Origin of the sequence: Zobellia russellii, from assembly GCF_044597075.1 — a bacterium.
In the GTDB taxonomy this organism is placed as follows: Bacteria; Bacteroidota; Bacteroidia; order Flavobacteriales; family Flavobacteriaceae; genus Zobellia; species Zobellia russellii.
The window spans coordinates 962,200-977,190 of the sequence record NZ_CP139000.1; the positions used below are offsets into that span (position 1 = coordinate 962,200).

At 36.7% G+C, this 14,991-nt stretch carries 15 protein-coding genes; 2 read left to right on the forward strand and 13 right to left on the reverse strand.

The annotated features are described in order from the left end of the window. Positions 1-4: 4 nt before the first annotated feature. The 12 genes from SJY45_RS04050 to SJY45_RS04105 form a co-directional block, all read right to left on the reverse strand. Positions 5-1,138, reverse strand: a complete 1,134-nt coding sequence (locus SJY45_RS04050) for an MBL fold metallo-hydrolase (protein ID WP_400073371.1) — start codon at positions 1,136-1,138, stop codon at positions 5-7. A gap of 58 nt (positions 1,139-1,196) precedes the next feature. Continuing rightward, positions 1,197-1,643 carry a hypothetical protein gene (locus tag SJY45_RS04055; RefSeq protein WP_215440460.1) on the reverse strand — a complete coding sequence of 149 codons (447 nt, stop codon included), beginning with the start codon at positions 1,641-1,643 and terminating at the stop codon, positions 1,197-1,199. A gap of 73 nt (positions 1,644-1,716) precedes the next feature. Beyond that, entirely contained in the window at positions 1,717-2,094 is a 378-nt protein-coding gene (locus tag SJY45_RS04060; RefSeq protein ID WP_289062625.1) for a PH domain-containing protein, read from the reverse strand. Between the two features lie 11 nt (positions 2,095-2,105). Further along, positions 2,106-2,648 (reverse strand): DinB family protein, encoded by a 543-nt coding sequence (locus SJY45_RS04065; RefSeq protein WP_400073372.1) that lies wholly within the window; start codon positions 2,646-2,648, stop codon positions 2,106-2,108. A 5-nt stretch (positions 2,649-2,653) separates the two neighbouring features. Next, on the reverse strand, positions 2,654-3,025 hold the full coding sequence (locus tag SJY45_RS04070) for an iron chaperone (RefSeq protein ID WP_400073373.1): 372 nt from the start codon (positions 3,023-3,025) through the stop codon (positions 2,654-2,656). A 61-nt stretch (positions 3,026-3,086) separates the two neighbouring features. After that, on the reverse strand, positions 3,087-4,340 hold the full coding sequence (locus SJY45_RS04075) for a serine hydrolase domain-containing protein (protein WP_400073374.1): 1,254 nt from the start codon (positions 4,338-4,340) through the stop codon (positions 3,087-3,089). Between the two features lie 46 nt (positions 4,341-4,386). Continuing rightward, the gene (locus SJY45_RS04080; RefSeq protein ID WP_400073375.1) at positions 4,387-4,902 is read right to left on the reverse strand and encodes a hypothetical protein; all 516 of its coding nucleotides are present in this window, start codon (positions 4,900-4,902) and stop codon (positions 4,387-4,389) included. Positions 4,903-5,070: 168 nt separating this feature from the next. Beyond that, the gene (locus tag SJY45_RS04085; RefSeq protein WP_400073376.1) at positions 5,071-6,786 is read right to left on the reverse strand and encodes an amidohydrolase; all 1,716 of its coding nucleotides are present in this window, start codon (positions 6,784-6,786) and stop codon (positions 5,071-5,073) included. 467 nt (positions 6,787-7,253) lie between these two features. Next, positions 7,254-8,489, reverse strand: coding sequence for a DUF418 domain-containing protein (locus SJY45_RS04090; protein WP_400073377.1), 1,236 nt, complete (start codon positions 8,487-8,489; stop codon positions 7,254-7,256). A 529-nt stretch (positions 8,490-9,018) separates the two neighbouring features. Beyond that, on the reverse strand, positions 9,019-9,675 hold the full coding sequence (locus tag SJY45_RS04095) for a hypothetical protein (protein ID WP_400073378.1): 657 nt from the start codon (positions 9,673-9,675) through the stop codon (positions 9,019-9,021). Between the two features lie 215 nt (positions 9,676-9,890). Then, positions 9,891-10,394, reverse strand: coding sequence for a hypothetical protein (locus tag SJY45_RS04100; protein WP_400073379.1), 504 nt, complete (start codon positions 10,392-10,394; stop codon positions 9,891-9,893). A 212-nt stretch (positions 10,395-10,606) separates the two neighbouring features. Next, positions 10,607-11,368 (reverse strand): hypothetical protein, encoded by a 762-nt coding sequence (locus SJY45_RS04105; protein ID WP_400073380.1) that lies wholly within the window; start codon positions 11,366-11,368, stop codon positions 10,607-10,609. A 298-nt stretch (positions 11,369-11,666) separates the two neighbouring features. On the opposite strand from SJY45_RS04105, the gene SJY45_RS04110 reads away from it, so the two are divergent. Next, positions 11,667-12,110 carry an META domain-containing protein gene (locus SJY45_RS04110; protein ID WP_400073381.1) on the forward strand — a complete coding sequence of 148 codons (444 nt, stop codon included), beginning with the start codon at positions 11,667-11,669 and terminating at the stop codon, positions 12,108-12,110. A 132-nt stretch (positions 12,111-12,242) separates the two neighbouring features. On the opposite strand, the gene SJY45_RS04115 is transcribed toward SJY45_RS04110, so the two are convergent. Next, positions 12,243-13,526, reverse strand: coding sequence for a serine hydrolase domain-containing protein (locus tag SJY45_RS04115; RefSeq protein WP_400073382.1), 1,284 nt, complete (start codon positions 13,524-13,526; stop codon positions 12,243-12,245). Between the two features lie 228 nt (positions 13,527-13,754). Here SJY45_RS04115 and SJY45_RS04120 point away from each other — a divergent pair, with 228 nt between their 5' ends. Then, entirely contained in the window at positions 13,755-14,966 is a 1,212-nt protein-coding gene (locus SJY45_RS04120) for a winged helix-turn-helix domain-containing protein (protein ID WP_400073383.1), read from the forward strand. The last annotated feature ends 25 nt before the right edge of the window (positions 14,967-14,991 follow it).

A 14,991-nucleotide genomic window follows, 5' to 3' on the forward strand; every position in this document is an offset into this window, starting at 1 on the left:
GATTTTATAGGTTTTTCCACCAGTTGGGATAAGTAGTAACGGAATCGGTAACAATAATTTCTTGGCCAATTTTTGGGGCAATTACCTTAACTTTCAATTCTAACGCCTTTTTCTGTACCCGCCTTATGGGGTCTTTCCAATCATGGAGCGCCAATTTAAAACCGGCCCAATGTATAGGCATGATTTTTTTGGCATTAATATCCAAACCTGCCTGTGCCGTTTCCTCAGGCATCATATGTATATCCGGCCACAGCTCATTGTATTGTCCACATTCCATTAAGGCCAGATCAAACGGTCCGTACAAGTCCCCTATCTGCTTAAAATGCGATGCATAACCGCTGTCTCCACTAAAATAGACGTTTTCTGAACGGGATTTCACGACCCAAGAGCTCCATAAGGTGCTTTGCCCGTTACTCAACTTTCTGCCGGAAAAGTGTTGTGCCGGTGTGCAGGCCAAAGTTATATTGCCCAATTCCTTTTCTTGCCACCAGTCCATCTCCGTTATCTTGTCTGCTGAAATTCCCCATGCTTCCAAGTGAACCCCTAGCCCAAGTGGTACAAAATAGTGATCAGTTTTATCCTTTATCGCTAAAATGGTCTCATAATCCAAATGGTCATAATGGTCATGGGAGAAAATGACCGCATCAATGGTGGGCAACTTTTGTACGTCCAAAGGCATTTCTTTATTAAAGCGCTCATCTCCCAGCCATGCGTGTGGCGCAGGAACCATACCGAACATGGGATCCAAAAGTATGTTCTTGCCATCCATTTGCAACAAAAAAGAGGAATGCCCAAACCACACTAACCTGGCTTTACTGCTATAATCGGCTACTTGGACGGAATCTAGTTTCTCAACTTTTAAATCTTCCTTAGGTCTGCCATTTGGTACGTTGGCCGTAAAAAAGGTATAAGCAAGACTCAAGGTTTCCCCTAGGCTTAAATCTTTTGGAACGGCTTTGACATTAATGAACTTTCCGTCTTTAAACTGTTTTGAATTCTCGTATACCACTTGCCTTTCTTCATCAACATCACCACCAAAACTTGGATAAAAACTATTGAACAATAGGTATGCAACTACCAATACGCCAATTCCTATTAGAACTGCAAATACCACCTTCTTCAAAATTTTTATCAGCATATTGAATCAAACATTTTTGCAAAAATAGGGTTTGCCCGAAATATACTAGACCCATAACTTAATTCAATTTTCTATAAACCTCAATATTCTTAAAAACGGTATCATTGCGCTCATAAGTATTTATCTGCTTATAAGTGTTGTTACTGCGTTCTATGGGAATTACATACGTATTTACATCACTCTGCATAGACTTGGACATTGAAGTCAGGGTTTCTGTAATAGTATCATTTTTAAAAGTGTAGGTACCATAGCCATGCCATTCAGAAGCATCCGCAGCTGGGTCCGTATTCCAGATAACATGTCCGTCTAAATAGATTTTATGTTGCACTTTACTGGTGTCAACACTTAGCGTATCTCCGTTACCTAGGTTATAGAAATGGCTTAATTCCCACACACCATCAATCGGGCTGGAATTTACAGAAGGCTTATTCACGCGAGATGTACAGCAAGTGAATAGAAATACTATAGCAAAAAGTAACGCCTTAACAGGGATTTGCTTTTTCATGATTGGAGGTGGGTGGTTAACAGGTTAGGTATTCTCGTGGGCTCTTCCCACGAAAATGGTATCACCCATAAAGTTAACCTAAAAGTTTTTCACTTAGGAATTTTCCCACCTTTTTAATGTTTAGTGATTTTCTGAATTTGATTTCAAATACCCCTACTCCGCTCACCCAAATCTTAAAATCACTATCGCCATCAAAAGTGCCGGCAGTTTCAACTGAAAACGAGCTTATTTTTGAGTAAGGGAAAGACTTAAACTCCTTCTTACTTCCGGTAAGTCCTTGAACATCCATAGCTATGATTCTTTTAGAGGTAAACCAAACTTTGTCACGAACATGGGAATAGGCCAATTCTATTTCTTCGTTGTCTATAAGAATGTCTGCTACTTTGGCCCTACTGGCCTCTGAATTTTCTTCTTTGGTAACGCTAAAAGTTACTAGTAAATCAATCTTCATAGGGTGTTTGTTTATTGAAAAAGGACGTATCTAGGCGGTGTAAGTCCGTTTAAACGCATAGAAACGAGCATTTGTGCTCTGTGGTGGGTGATGTGATCTGCCAGCAACATCAAAATTTGCCGTTTACTCCTATTAAGACCAAAGTAGTCCAAATGGTCATCTAATTGAGTGGTATCAAACTCGCTTATCAACTTAATGGTTTCATCAAATGTGATGTTAATCAGTGCTATCATTTCTGCTTTGGACTTTGTGCTCACTTTAAAAATGGTGTCCGTTTGCCAGTCTCTGGATGCCCTGCCTCCTAACAAAGATTGACTGTGCCAATCCATGGCATAGCCAATATGCAGCAAATTCTCTGCAAAACTTAGGGATTCCGGTGTGGCCTTAAAACTATACTTGTCTTCCGGCATGGTTTCCGCTACCAGAACTATGTATTTACGCGAATTTTCCAACCGTTCCAAATAGTCATTTATATAGCTGTCTCCTTGCGCAAAAAGAGGTGATGTTGCCAGACCAAAGCATATTGAAATTGCACAAATCATCAGGTTTTTCATGGTTTTTAATTTTTTAATAATTCAACCCGGGACTTTACCATTCGTATGATAAGTTCTTTGGGTAAAGGTTTGTTTAATGGAAACTGAACCGAACCTTTAGCACGTTTGTAATCGGTCAATTCCGAGTTGAATTTTTCTATGGTTGTCGGGTGCGGATAAAACCCCACGTGCTTCTTATAGCCCGCAATCATAATCTGTTGTTCACGCTTCCCATTTTCGATTAAAGCATATGCCGGAATGTTGTAGTTAAGCAATTCCGTTGCATTGGGCTCTGCTTTTAGAATACAGGTTTTTAGTTCCAAAAGCATGTTTCTTACGTTCTGCGGTTGAGCGTCAAAATATGCATCTACATTTTTAAATTCTACTTTTTCACTCATTTGTAGTCTTGTTTTATGACTTATCAATGCTCTGTAGAATGGTTACTGGTGTTGTACACAGTTATTGATTCAGTTTAGAAGTATATTCACCTAACTTTTTCCAGATATCATAAAATTGACCAGGCCCCTTTTCATCATCACTATTGGTATTTCGTATTAAATACCTACCTGTTTTGGTTTCTTTATCAAAAAACATAAATGATACGACTCCTGCATCTCCTCCCGTATGGCCAATATATCCTTTGGCGCTAAAACCCATAAAAATACCGGTGTTATATTCATCGTTATAGGGGTTTTGCTCATTTCGTTTATCAAAGTTTTCTTCGCTTAAATACTGAGTAAATAAGGTTTCATAGTTTTTTTTGTTGAGTAAAGTGCCATTGCCTGTATATCCTTTAATTAATTCTGTTAGATATTTTGCCATATCATTACTTGAAGCTATGAGCATTCCGTCTGGATAAGTTATGGCAGTATAAAATGGTAATGGTATATCTAAGTCATAATATAATCTAGAGTGCTTGGTTACATCAACTTCATCTAATGACCATCCTGAGGACTTCATTTCTAAGGGTTGGAGTATGTATTTCTTCGTAAATTCATTAAAAGGTATTCCCGTAGATTTTTCAATAATTAAGGCCGTTAGTGTAGCTCCAATATTAGAATACTCAAATTTCTCTCCAGGTTTGTCCTTTAAAAAACCATTTTCTTTATCATAATATTTGCCCTCAACCGTAAGAATTTCTTTTAAAAAACTCTCCATTGATATTTCTGAAGTTGAAGGATTTAAACGTTGGTAAGGATAATTTTCATAAACTTTGGATAAATCTTGATTAGGTGTGATTATCCAAGCATTTTCCATATAATGTTTTGTGTCTACAATGGTTGAAGTATGTGTAGCTAAATGTTGTATGGTAATCTTTTCATTGGGGTAATTAGGATTTAAAACATTAAATGAGATGTATTTATCTATAGGGTCATCTAAGTTTAATTTACCTAATTCATGCGCTTTCATTAATGCTACCCCAATTAAGGTTTTAGAAATAGAAGCTATATGTTGTATTGTATTTTCTGTGTAAGCAATCTGATTTGCTTTATCGGCCCACCCAAATCCATTGCTATACAAAGTTCCTTTTTCATTAACTATAGCGACTCCAAAACCGTTTGTGAGCCCTTCTGCATAAATATCCTCCAATTCAGTTGTTAGAGAATCTCTAACTACTTGCATAGGGTCTAACAACTCATTGGTTTGACGTTTTTTTTGATTGCAAGAAATACAAATGTTTATTCCTACAATTAGTATTATTATTTTTTTCATTTTTTAAAACCTACTTGCTGATTATGTTCTCTGTTCCTAAGAGTAGCTATTTTTTTATTTCATTTTTTAAGTCCAACAATTTTAATGCTTTGTGGTAGTTCTCAATTCTTGATTGTGCATTTCCGTCAATTAATAAAATGACCATTAACATGGAAAGAGTTGTAATACTAATGGCTCTCCAAGTTGGTGTATTAATGCATAGAATTAATAATGCTGCTATGGTGATTAATATTGGAACAACTTTAAATACCACTACAAATTGCTTAATAGTGGATTCAGAACGTTCAATTTCTGACTTATAGAAAGCAGTTTTATCGGTATTAAAATCCTTTTCAAATTGTTTAACTCTTTTAATATTAGCGTAGTTAGTACCGCTGCCAATTATTAACAGTAATATGCCTGCTACTAATGTTGGAATGATATAAGCCTTTGCTAAATCTGTTTTTCCTAATTGCCAAAATCCAGCACTTGCTATTAAAAAGCCAATCGCAAAGAAAATAAAGAAACGTGTTGAGAATACTTCGGCTTTTGCCCATTCTATTGCTAGTTTTAATAGGTCCATAGTTTCAGTGTTTTAATAGCCAAAAGTTATACGTTTCCCAAGAATAACGTTCGGTCAGGTTTTCATTCTGTATAATATAAAAATATCGATTTCGAATTTACCTAAGCTTAAGTTTCTGCTTTCAAACCAATCCACAATAAGCAACTTCCAACATCTATTAGAGTTTATTTAATCAACTTTTTCATCATCAAAAACTACTTCTCCTCCAATAACTGTCATAGCGACCTTAGTTTCTAAGATTTGATTTTCCGGAATTGTCATTATATTTTTGTCAAGTATGGTGAAATCTGCCCATTTTCCAACTTCTATACTCCCTTTGTCATTTTCTTGAAATGCAGCGTAAGCGGCATCCAATGTATAAGATCTGAGCGCTTGATTCCTAGTCATTTTCTGTAGTGGTTCATAACCACCATCAGGCATGCCCTTTAGAGTTTTTCTGGATACTGACGCATAAAAGCCAGCCATAGGATCAATGGGTTCTACGGGTGCATCGGTTCCGTTCACAATCTTTGCTCCAGACTTTAATAAGGTCTGCCATATATAGGCACCTTCCGTAATACGTTTCTCTCCTAGACGATCAATGGCCCAAGGTCTATCCGATGACATATGAATAGCCTGCATTGCTAGAATAACATCCAATTCCGCAACCCTAAGAATGTCCGCTGGATCAAAATGTTGGGCATGCTCTATCCTAAATCTTGCATCTTTTGGACTATTTGTAGATTCAGTCTTAAATGTGTTCTCATAAATATCCAAAACCTCACGAGTTGCCCTGTCTCCTATGGCATGTATACCCACTTGAAAACCATTTTTGTAGGCATTATTGACAATTTTATTAATATCCTCTAACGGTGTAACATTATGACCATGCTCTCCCGGCGCATCTGTATATTCTTCCAATAACCAGGCACCTCTAGAGCCTAAAGCCCCATCTGCCATTAGTTTAATAGATCTGATGGTTAGTTGATTGTCATATAGGTTCTCTTGAATACCTTTCTTAAAACAATATTCCAGAAGTTCAGGTTGTGTTCCGCGAAGCATAACATACAGCCTTAGTTTAATTAGGTTTTGTGAGGCCATTTCTTCATAAAGGTTTACCATATAGCCCCCCGAACCTGCATCATGAAATCCGGTGATACCATTTTTATAGCACTCTTCTAAAGCTAGAATTAATGTCTCTTTTACATCATCCTTTGTAGGTTCAGGTAAAAACTTGAACACTAAATCTCCTGCAGTTTCATTAAGAATTCCGGTGGGTTCACCATTTGAATCTAAAACTATTTCGCCGCCATCCGGTTGAGGTGTCTTTGAATTTATACCTGCAATATCCATCGCTTTATGGTTTATAATTATGATATGTCCAGAAGCATGTACAAGAATAACAGGATGATCTGGTACGGCAGCAGATAGTAACTTATTTGTAGGATACCCATTAACTAATGTAGGTTTTGTAATCCACTTATCATGATGCCATCCGTTAGCTATAATCCATTCTCCTTTTGGCGTGTTTTTTGCTTTTTCAGCAACTTTTTTAATGGCCTCCTCATAACTCGTAGTTCCACTCAAGTCAACTTCCAATAAATTAAGACCAATACCATACAAATGGGCATGCCCCTCTATTAAACCAGGAACCATGGTCTTGCCTTTTAAATCAAAAAGTTGGGTTTTATCCCCTTTTAACTTCATGATATCTTCCTTACTTCCCACAGACAGAATTGAATCGGCTTTTACGGCCACAGCTTCCACCATAGGGCTGTTATCGTTCATGGTATAAATCTCTCCATTAAAATAAATTTGATCTGCCAATGTGCCAAGTTCACTGGTTTGTGCCTTTGAGATTACGGTAATAAGTAAAAAGAAAATAAGTAATTGCGTTGATTTCATTTTGTGTTTGTTTGGAGTCCAAGATTATTAGACTTGTTTAAAGTTTGGTTATAAATTTTAAATTGTGCCTAACAGTCCGGGGGGATATTTTCCGTAAGACGCAGCCTACCGAGGGAAAGATTGCTGTGACTTCTAGAGTATATGACAGTTGTGTGTGGTTGTCTAAAGTAGGTAGTAAAGTTGATAAAAGCAATAGAGCCCTAATTAATATAGCGGCATACGCGGACCGTTTTGGAAAATAAGTGCTACGGGACACGTGAAAAAGAGGCTATTTATGCAGTATGTGTTTTTTTGCAGCGGAGTAACATGGCCTTCTGGTCATCTCCCTAACGGTTAGCATAAGTATAGTAGCCGACTGCGTGGTGCTTACTTTACAAGTTACAAGAAAGTTGAAGCGGACTACAAATCTTGAATTTACTACTATTTAGGCTATTATTTTATTACATTATCACCAAGGGTTAATTCCATCATTTGGCTGAATAGTAATTTGGATAACGGAGATTTATCCTTTTTTTATAAGTCAGGCTACGCCAAATCCATTCCAAGGGGCCAAATTTGAAATGTCTTAACCAAATATGGCTAAGAATAATTTGTGAAACTAAAATAAGAATAGCAATACCTGATGTATGCAGTAAACCAATTTTACCAATTAAGTTAAATCCAAAATTGTAAAATATAATTATCATGATTATAGTCTGAAACAGGTAATTGCTCAGAGCCATTCTCCCCACAGGAATTAAATATCCAAATGCTCTTTTACCTATAGAAGTTTGAACAATTTTAGATATGGAAGTTATATAGAAAATGCACATAAATATTTGGCCGGCTAACACTAAGAACTTATAAAGCATATTTAACGGAGTTGATGGGAACATATAGGAACTTCCACCAATTATTTTAGCTGAAAAAGTAGCCAAAAGACCTACGATTAAACTGGTTATTAATAATGATGTTTTTGTTTTTTTTGTAAACAATTCAATTGAAGCGAAATAGTAACCAAGAAGAAAAATTCCAAGGAATTTAAAATACCCCCCTGATGGAATATAACCTAAGTATTTCCAGACAAGATTATGAATGTTTAAAAAGAATAGGTCTAAAATTGAACCATTCTGGAATGTACGTATAACTGCTTCAACGGTCATATCCGGATATTGAACATGGGCCAGGGCAGCCGTTTTTTCAGGACTAGCAGAACTTAAAGCCTCAGAAAATGGCAAGAGACATAAATCGATTAAAAGTGGAAATAGCAGGAAAAATATCGACCAGAGAATAAGATTCTTCGACTTGACATTACGGAATAAAATGAGGATAAAACCAAATATCGAATAGACAAGTAAAATGTCTCCAAACCAAATTAAACTGTGCAAAAATCCTATTAACAACAGAAAAAATAGTCTTCTTCTATATGTTTTTAAAAAATTAATGGAATCTTCTTTGTTCTTTTCATATTGAATATAGAACCCTACGGCAAAAAGAAGTGAGAAGAGGGTGTAAAACTTTCCTGTGACTATGACATCTAAAAACGAATATAATTTTTCATCCAATTGAAAGTCAGTTATTTGTTCAAGGTCATCAAAGGGCATAAAAACGTATCCGCTAAAAAATCCCATGTTCATGAAAATGATTCCAAGTAAAGCGAAACCCCTAAGGATGTCCAGAATTTCAATTCTTTGTTTAGGTTCTATTGGTTGGTTAGAGGTCATTGGTTCAATATTTTATTTGAGAGAAACTATATTCTTGGCAAAACTTTCAATAACGTGATTTTGACCTTAATGCAAGGTAACAGTCCGGGGGGATATTTTCCGTAAGACGCAGCCTACTGAGGGAAGGATTGCTGTGACTTCTAGAGTATATGACAGTTGTATGTGGTTGTCTAAAGTAGGTAGTAAAGTTGATAAAAGCAATAGAGCCCTATTTAAAATAGCGGCATACGCGGACCGTTTTGGAAAATAAGTGCTACGGGAGTCGTGAAAAAGAGGCTATTTATGCAGTGTATTTTTTTTGCAGTGGAGTAACATGCCTTTAGGTCATCTCCTTCAATGTTTTAGCTGTGAACAGTTAGGGGAACGCGGTCTGCGACAGCAGCGGGCTGGTGGCGCGCTGGCCATTTTACGTCTAAGTAATAAAATTAAAACCTATTGTTAAGTTCTATTTTTCTTGTCAAAGCTAAATCCATACGATGCAACGACTGGGTAAATATACATAGACCTCAGAGTTCAAAGCCCGTATTTTTTATAGGTTTTGTTGTGCTTTCGTTATTTCCGCTCGCAATTCATTTCCGATATTTACCCATTCCGTTTTGTCCGTCAATTCGAGTATAACAGAACATTCAGTTTTAATAACACTTAAAATATGCAAATACCATTCTAAATAACTCCAGTCCGTTGGTTTTGGCGAGTAAAGAGTTTTTTTGTCCTTATCCCAATGAACTTCAGTTGCCGACCGGTAAATCATTGGATAAGTTGTTGAATAAGGTCTAATGTTTAATTTACCTTTCTCATCAATTTCAACGAATAATATTTTATCTCTACACATTATTCCTTGAACTTGAACGAAATATGCAGAGTTGCTAAATTCATCGACTCCAACGTATGTATAGTATTCAGATAGGCATTTACTACAAACAATTTTGTCAAATACAGGAAATCCACCATCTTTCGATTTTTGCGACAAACCAATGTTGTAATGTTTCTTCAATCCTTCATATTCTTGTTCGCTTATATTTTCCGTTTTACCTGTCCAACTATTTTCGATTTGGACTTTATAATTCAGTTTTAACTTATTTTCACAGGATAAACAATCGAAATCGTAGAATTCAATCTTGTCCTTTTTTCCTGTTACAAAATCAGGATTCTTAATATATGTTGGTTTTAAAATTTCCTCTTTCATTTTTTTATAATGAAGCACAACGCATGAGCTATGAACAGTACGGGCGCAAACTTGCGTTTGCTTTCCGCCACGTACATAGCGAAATCTTATTGTTTTGATTTATTTTTCTTGTCCAGAGCAAAATCCAAAAGATTTTACTGACTTTATAAAAATACACAGACCTTTAGACTTAGCCCAAAACCCAGCATTACGTTTAGGTTTTGTTAGGCACTAGCTTATTTTAGTCCATTTACCAGGTCAAAATATCCATTGCGCATTTTTGAACTTTCGCCAGATATTGATTTAAAGTAAACAGTATAGGTTTTATTTTTAATGGACTTCGTATTGAATATTAAGGAATTTGGAATTGAATCAGATTTTACCATAAAATTGTAAGTCAGGCTTTTATCATTTGTTTCATCTCCGGTTTTGGCCTGTAAAAGAATTTCATATTTTTCAGAAATTTTTTTTTCAATTAATTCCATATCCAATTCTTTGGATAATACCCATATACTCGGATGGTTATCTTTTTCAAAATAATCAGAGTATGATTTGTCAAGAACAATTTTTAATCCTTGTTCTCCGAATATTGGGTCAATTCCATTGATAACACTATCAATATTTAGTCCATCAGAATCTGTTATTATAATTTCATTTTTGTCCAGTAAATATTTAGTCCCTGACGGGCTACTTTTACAGGCGAAGAAAATAATAAGAAAGAATAATGGTAATTTCTTCATAGTTTTTCAGCTTGTGCCTAACGACTGAGCTATGAAAAGTAAGGAAGTAAACTAGCGTTTGCTTTCCGTCACGCACATAGCAAAATCTTTTTGTTTTGTTTTCTCTTTTCCTGTCCAAAGCAAAATCCAAAAGATTTTGCGGACTTCATAAAAATACACAACCCCTGCGATTAAACCCTAAGCCCGTATTGTTTATAGGTTGTGTTTAGACTTTATTTTTCCATTCTCGTATTAATATGAAAACTGGATATACTGTCATACGGATTAGATAGTTTAAAGCTTTCGTTTTTTTGATAAGGCCATATTCTTATGTTACTTTCATTTTTATCTAAAGGGATTTGGTACTTTTTTTCTTTAAGTCCATTATAGTGAATAATTTTTATCCCTATTTTATTTATTTGTAATGAGATAACATAGGAATTATTCCTCAAGTCATATGGGTCTGATTTTTCATAATCTGTTGTTTTGAAACTCTCAAAAGAAATATTGGACTGATTCCACATTAGAAGGTCATCGGATTCTATAAGGCATATGTCAACTTTTATGTCTTTGGGTAATTCTCTATATTTAAACAAATGATTGAAATGCAAGTCTGGAATTATTTGACGGTAATTTGTACCTGCATTTATCATCATTGCGGTCTTTAGACCCCATAAACAAATTACCCTTCTTTCAGATTTAGATAAATGTTTTATCTTATTATAATCGGATTCAATTTCGAGATAAATTGGACGGAACTTATTTTCAAGTTCCGCCATCCATCCATTATTGCAACTAGCACAAATATTCCCGTAGACTAGAGATTCTCCTGATTGATTTCGTTCACTAATTGTACCGAATGGCATACCTAAATGTATACCCTTGAAGTGCGATTTAGTATTTCCAATTAAATGTTTCTGGAGCCACCTAGGCCATATATGTTCCTTGGATTTTTCTCTGTTAACATTGCAGAATCTGCAAATTACTTTTCCCATTTAATTTTGGTAGTTTACACACAACAATTGTATATAGCAACTAGTTGCTATATACCTCTCTATATAAATATAAACCAACTAAGATACACCCATTAACAAATAGTACCTTACAGATTAGCGTAAGGTTTTTAACAAAAAGCGTTAATAACAATACTTTAGAAATAGGAAACCAAAATTAACAAAGTCTTTGCTCAGGAGTTTTTTCTGTTCTATTTTATTGGTTTAATTTTCGTTCTCAAATAAGCGCCTGCCAGTGGTTTTCAATCCACAGGAAAGGCTTAACGGATAATTAAATCTCATGAAAACAGGTATCTCTATTCTATTGCTAACAATAGCCTTAATATTTACTTCCTGTTCCACTACTAAAAAAGTTGCAGATACCCCATTGTACGGTACACTTTGGGAACTGGAATACCTTTCCGGACCACGCATTGCGTTTCAGGGGCTCTACCCTGACCGGAAACCACAAATAACTTTTATGGAGGAGACAGGCCGTGTACAGGGTACGAGCAGTTGCAATGGCTACTCGGCGCCGTTTACGGTAAAGGGTAAAGAAATTTCTTTTGGAGAGCCCGGGCCTACTACCCTAATGTTCTGTGGCCAAGGCGAAAAATTCTTTTTGAATACGATTAAAAAAATAGACGCCTATAAAATAGATGAGGACGGCAAGCTGGTTCTTTTAATGGACGGTGTTGCCATGATGCGTTTTAAAGCCATGAAAACAGAGGGTCAGAGCAATTAAATTTAAGAATGCTAAAAGAATGGGATATAGTTCTAACATGCCATGTCCTTAACCAAAGGTATGTGCCCCAAATAGCATTTTTCAACTGTGGTATAGCTTTATGCTCTTTTGCCAAAATAGCCGAACAAGAACTTAGAGCATTTTACGGGCAGTAACATCATCCTTTTGATAAACTTCCTTAACAATTTGGTACAAATCAGGAATGACGGTCTTGGCCACGGGAGACATATTGTTCAGCAATACGCAAATACCTAAATCCGCTTCCGGGTAAATGGCTATTTCGTTTCGGTAATTGTTAACGCTTCCGCCATGGTGCCAGATGGTTTTCTCAAAATTGCTATTGTCTTCCGTAAACTTATGAATGCGCCATCCAAACCCGTAATAAGATCGGGTGTGGCCTGGCCAGCGCTGGTAATATTTGCTGTGCCCGGAAATTTCAATAAACGGGTTAAACGCTTCGTTAATAGCAGAGCTCTCCATAATCTCTGGGTTGTGGCCCAATAGAAACCGCATCCAACGGCCCATGTCATGCGCATTTGAACTGATTCCGCCCGCCGCAACGGCGTTGTAATAGTTATCACGAATATGTGCCGCTCTCCAGCCGTTTCTGATTCTAACGTGGGGCATGGCAATATTCAATTCGTGTGTCAAGGTTTCAAAGTCCGTTGTAGTCGTACACATTTCCAAAGGCTTAAAAAACCGATCGTCCAAAAGTGTATTTATCTTTTTTCCGGTTGCTTTTTTCATCATCTCACCACAAAGTGCGAACATCGCATTTTGGTAGCTGTACATGATTCCCGGTTTGCTAATGGGCATAACCTCTTTAAAACGCTTGGCAATATCCGTTAGGGGAATTCCCGCTTCTACCAAATTGGTGTAGCTGTGGTAAGGTGTTCCAGAAGTGTGCGAAAGAATATTGGCCAGGGTTACATTTTTTGTATTGGTACCGTCGCCCAACTCAAACTCGGGAAGGTAATCACTTACCCTATCCGTCCAATCTAACTTTCCTTCATCCTTAATATTGGCGGCCAACATTCCGGCAAATCCCTTGGACAGGGAACCTAGCCTAAACACAGTTTCACCATTTACAGTACTGCTCTCCACACTATTTTTTCTCCCGAACCCTTCGGAAATCATAATAGAATCGCCTTTAACGATACTTACAGCGGCCCCAACTACATTTCCCTTGGCAATGGCTTTCTTAAAATAGGCGTTTAATGCAGTGTGTAATTCTTTTTGTCTTGAAGCGTACAGATGCGCTTCTTTTTTATTTCGGGGAGTTTTTTCTACGTTGGTAACAGCGGTTTCCGCTTTTTGGGGAGTATCGGTAGTTTCAGAATGAAATACCCGGGAAGTAAGCGCTGATAAGGTAAAAACGATAAGCGCAGATGCGATCAGTATTTTATATCTCTGCATTGATGAAAGGGTTCTTGGTTGTTTGAGATGAACGAAAATAGGATGAATTGCTTAAATAACGGATGAAATACACTTTTTCTTATGTTTTTTGAGCTCTTTTTATAATGTTTTTAACATTATTCATTAAATGGGCTACTTTTTAAGCATATCTAATGGTCTTTGCCCTAAAAAATAGTAAAGATGTTAGTATTTTTACTTTCTTATCAAAGCTGGCCCTGAATTATTTAGATGAATTTAGAAAAAGAAAAACTTTCACTTCGCGAAGCCCAAAAACTAGTCTTGTTATCTCAGCGACTACCGGGCATAAAGGCAACAGGTTCTTCCGTAAATGCAACACTGGAAACTATAGAGCATTTAGGTTATGTTCAGATTGATACCATTTCGGTAATAGAACGGGCACACCACCATACCTTATATAATCGGAATCCGCGGTATCAATCCTCACATTTGGATGCGTTGGTAGCCGATAAAAAAGTTTTTGAATATTGGTCCCATGCCGCTGCCTATCTTCCCATGGAAGAATATCGTTTTAGCCTACCCCGTAAGTACGCCATTTCTACCGGGAAACAAAAACACTGGTTTAAACAGGATACTGCGGTTATGCAATGGGTTGTGGACCGTATTAAGGCTGAAGGTCCGCTAATGGCCAAAGATTTTGATAAAAAGGGAGTGAAACATGGGGAATGGAAAACGGCTCCCAAAAAGCAAGCGTTGGAAAATTTATTTATGCAGGGCGATATAATGATTTCCGAACGGGTGAATTTTCATAAAGTGTACGACCTAACCGAAAGGGTACTGCCCCTAACTGTAAACACTACCCTTCCAACAGAAATGGAACATGCCCGTTTCCTTGTGAAAAAATATTTGCAGACCAATGGATTGGGAAGACTTTCCGAGATGACGTACCTGCTTAAGAACGTAAAAGGTACAGTTGCCAAAGCGTTGGACCTTATGCTCAAGGATGGCGAAATACAAAAAGTACAGGTTTCCAAGACCGATTATTTTGTTTTACCGGAATCGCTTGAATTATTGAACAGACCGTTAGCTCGAAAAAAACTCAAAATTTTATCACCCTTCGATAATTTGCTCATTCAACGAAAACGAACTCAGGAGATTTTTGGATTTGATTACCTGCTGGAATGTTATGTACCCCAGCACAAACGAAAACATGGTTATTTTACCTTGCCTATTTTATGGAATGGAAAGCTAGTGGCCCGGATGGACAGCAAAGCCGATAGAAAGAAAGGCATATTGAATATTCTTCAGCTGACCTTGGAACCCGATTTAAAAAAAATAGAAGAATTCTCCAGTGCTTTGAACAAAGAGTTACAAGCATTCATGAAATTCAATAGTTGTAAAAGTATCCGCCTACACAAAACAATTCCGTTAGGCTTTAAAAAGGAATTTGAACGTAGTTATCCATCCCTGTTTAGGGTCTAATCTTTTGTGATATTCCATTTATAAT

What these genes read in the sequence shown, in the direction of transcription:
- SJY45_RS04115 (WP_400073382.1), bottom strand. Translation starts at nt 13,526, where the DNA reads ATGCAGAGATATAAAATACTGATCGCATCTGCGCTTATCGTTTTTACC.
- SJY45_RS04075 (WP_400073374.1), bottom strand. Translation starts at nt 4,340, where the DNA reads ATGAAAAAAATAATAATACTAATTGTAGGAATAAACATTTGTATTTCT.
- SJY45_RS04100 (WP_400073379.1), bottom strand. Translation starts at nt 10,394, where the DNA reads ATGAAGAAATTACCATTATTCTTTCTTATTATTTTCTTCGCCTGTAAA.
- SJY45_RS04095 (WP_400073378.1), bottom strand. Translation starts at nt 9,675, where the DNA reads ATGAAAGAGGAAATTTTAAAACCAACATATATTAAGAATCCTGATTTT.
- SJY45_RS04085 (WP_400073376.1), bottom strand. Translation starts at nt 6,786, where the DNA reads ATGAAATCAACGCAATTACTTATTTTCTTTTTACTTATTACCGTAATC.
- SJY45_RS04110 (WP_400073381.1), top strand. Translation starts at nt 11,667, where the DNA reads ATGAAAACAGGTATCTCTATTCTATTGCTAACAATAGCCTTAATATTT.
- SJY45_RS04055 (WP_215440460.1), bottom strand. Translation starts at nt 1,643, where the DNA reads ATGAAAAAGCAAATCCCTGTTAAGGCGTTACTTTTTGCTATAGTATTT.
- SJY45_RS04070 (WP_400073373.1), bottom strand. Translation starts at nt 3,025, where the DNA reads ATGAGTGAAAAAGTAGAATTTAAAAATGTAGATGCATATTTTGACGCT.
- SJY45_RS04050 (WP_400073371.1), bottom strand. Translation starts at nt 1,138, where the DNA reads ATGCTGATAAAAATTTTGAAGAAGGTGGTATTTGCAGTTCTAATAGGA.
- SJY45_RS04080 (WP_400073375.1), bottom strand. Translation starts at nt 4,902, where the DNA reads ATGGACCTATTAAAACTAGCAATAGAATGGGCAAAAGCCGAAGTATTC.
- SJY45_RS04090 (WP_400073377.1), bottom strand. Translation starts at nt 8,489, where the DNA reads ATGACCTCTAACCAACCAATAGAACCTAAACAAAGAATTGAAATTCTG.
- SJY45_RS04105 (WP_400073380.1), bottom strand. Translation starts at nt 11,368, where the DNA reads ATGGGAAAAGTAATTTGCAGATTCTGCAATGTTAACAGAGAAAAATCC.
- SJY45_RS04065 (WP_400073372.1), bottom strand. Translation starts at nt 2,648, where the DNA reads ATGAAAAACCTGATGATTTGTGCAATTTCAATATGCTTTGGTCTGGCA.
- SJY45_RS04060 (WP_289062625.1), bottom strand. Translation starts at nt 2,094, where the DNA reads ATGAAGATTGATTTACTAGTAACTTTTAGCGTTACCAAAGAAGAAAAT.
- SJY45_RS04120 (WP_400073383.1), top strand. Translation starts at nt 13,755, where the DNA reads ATGAATTTAGAAAAAGAAAAACTTTCACTTCGCGAAGCCCAAAAACTA.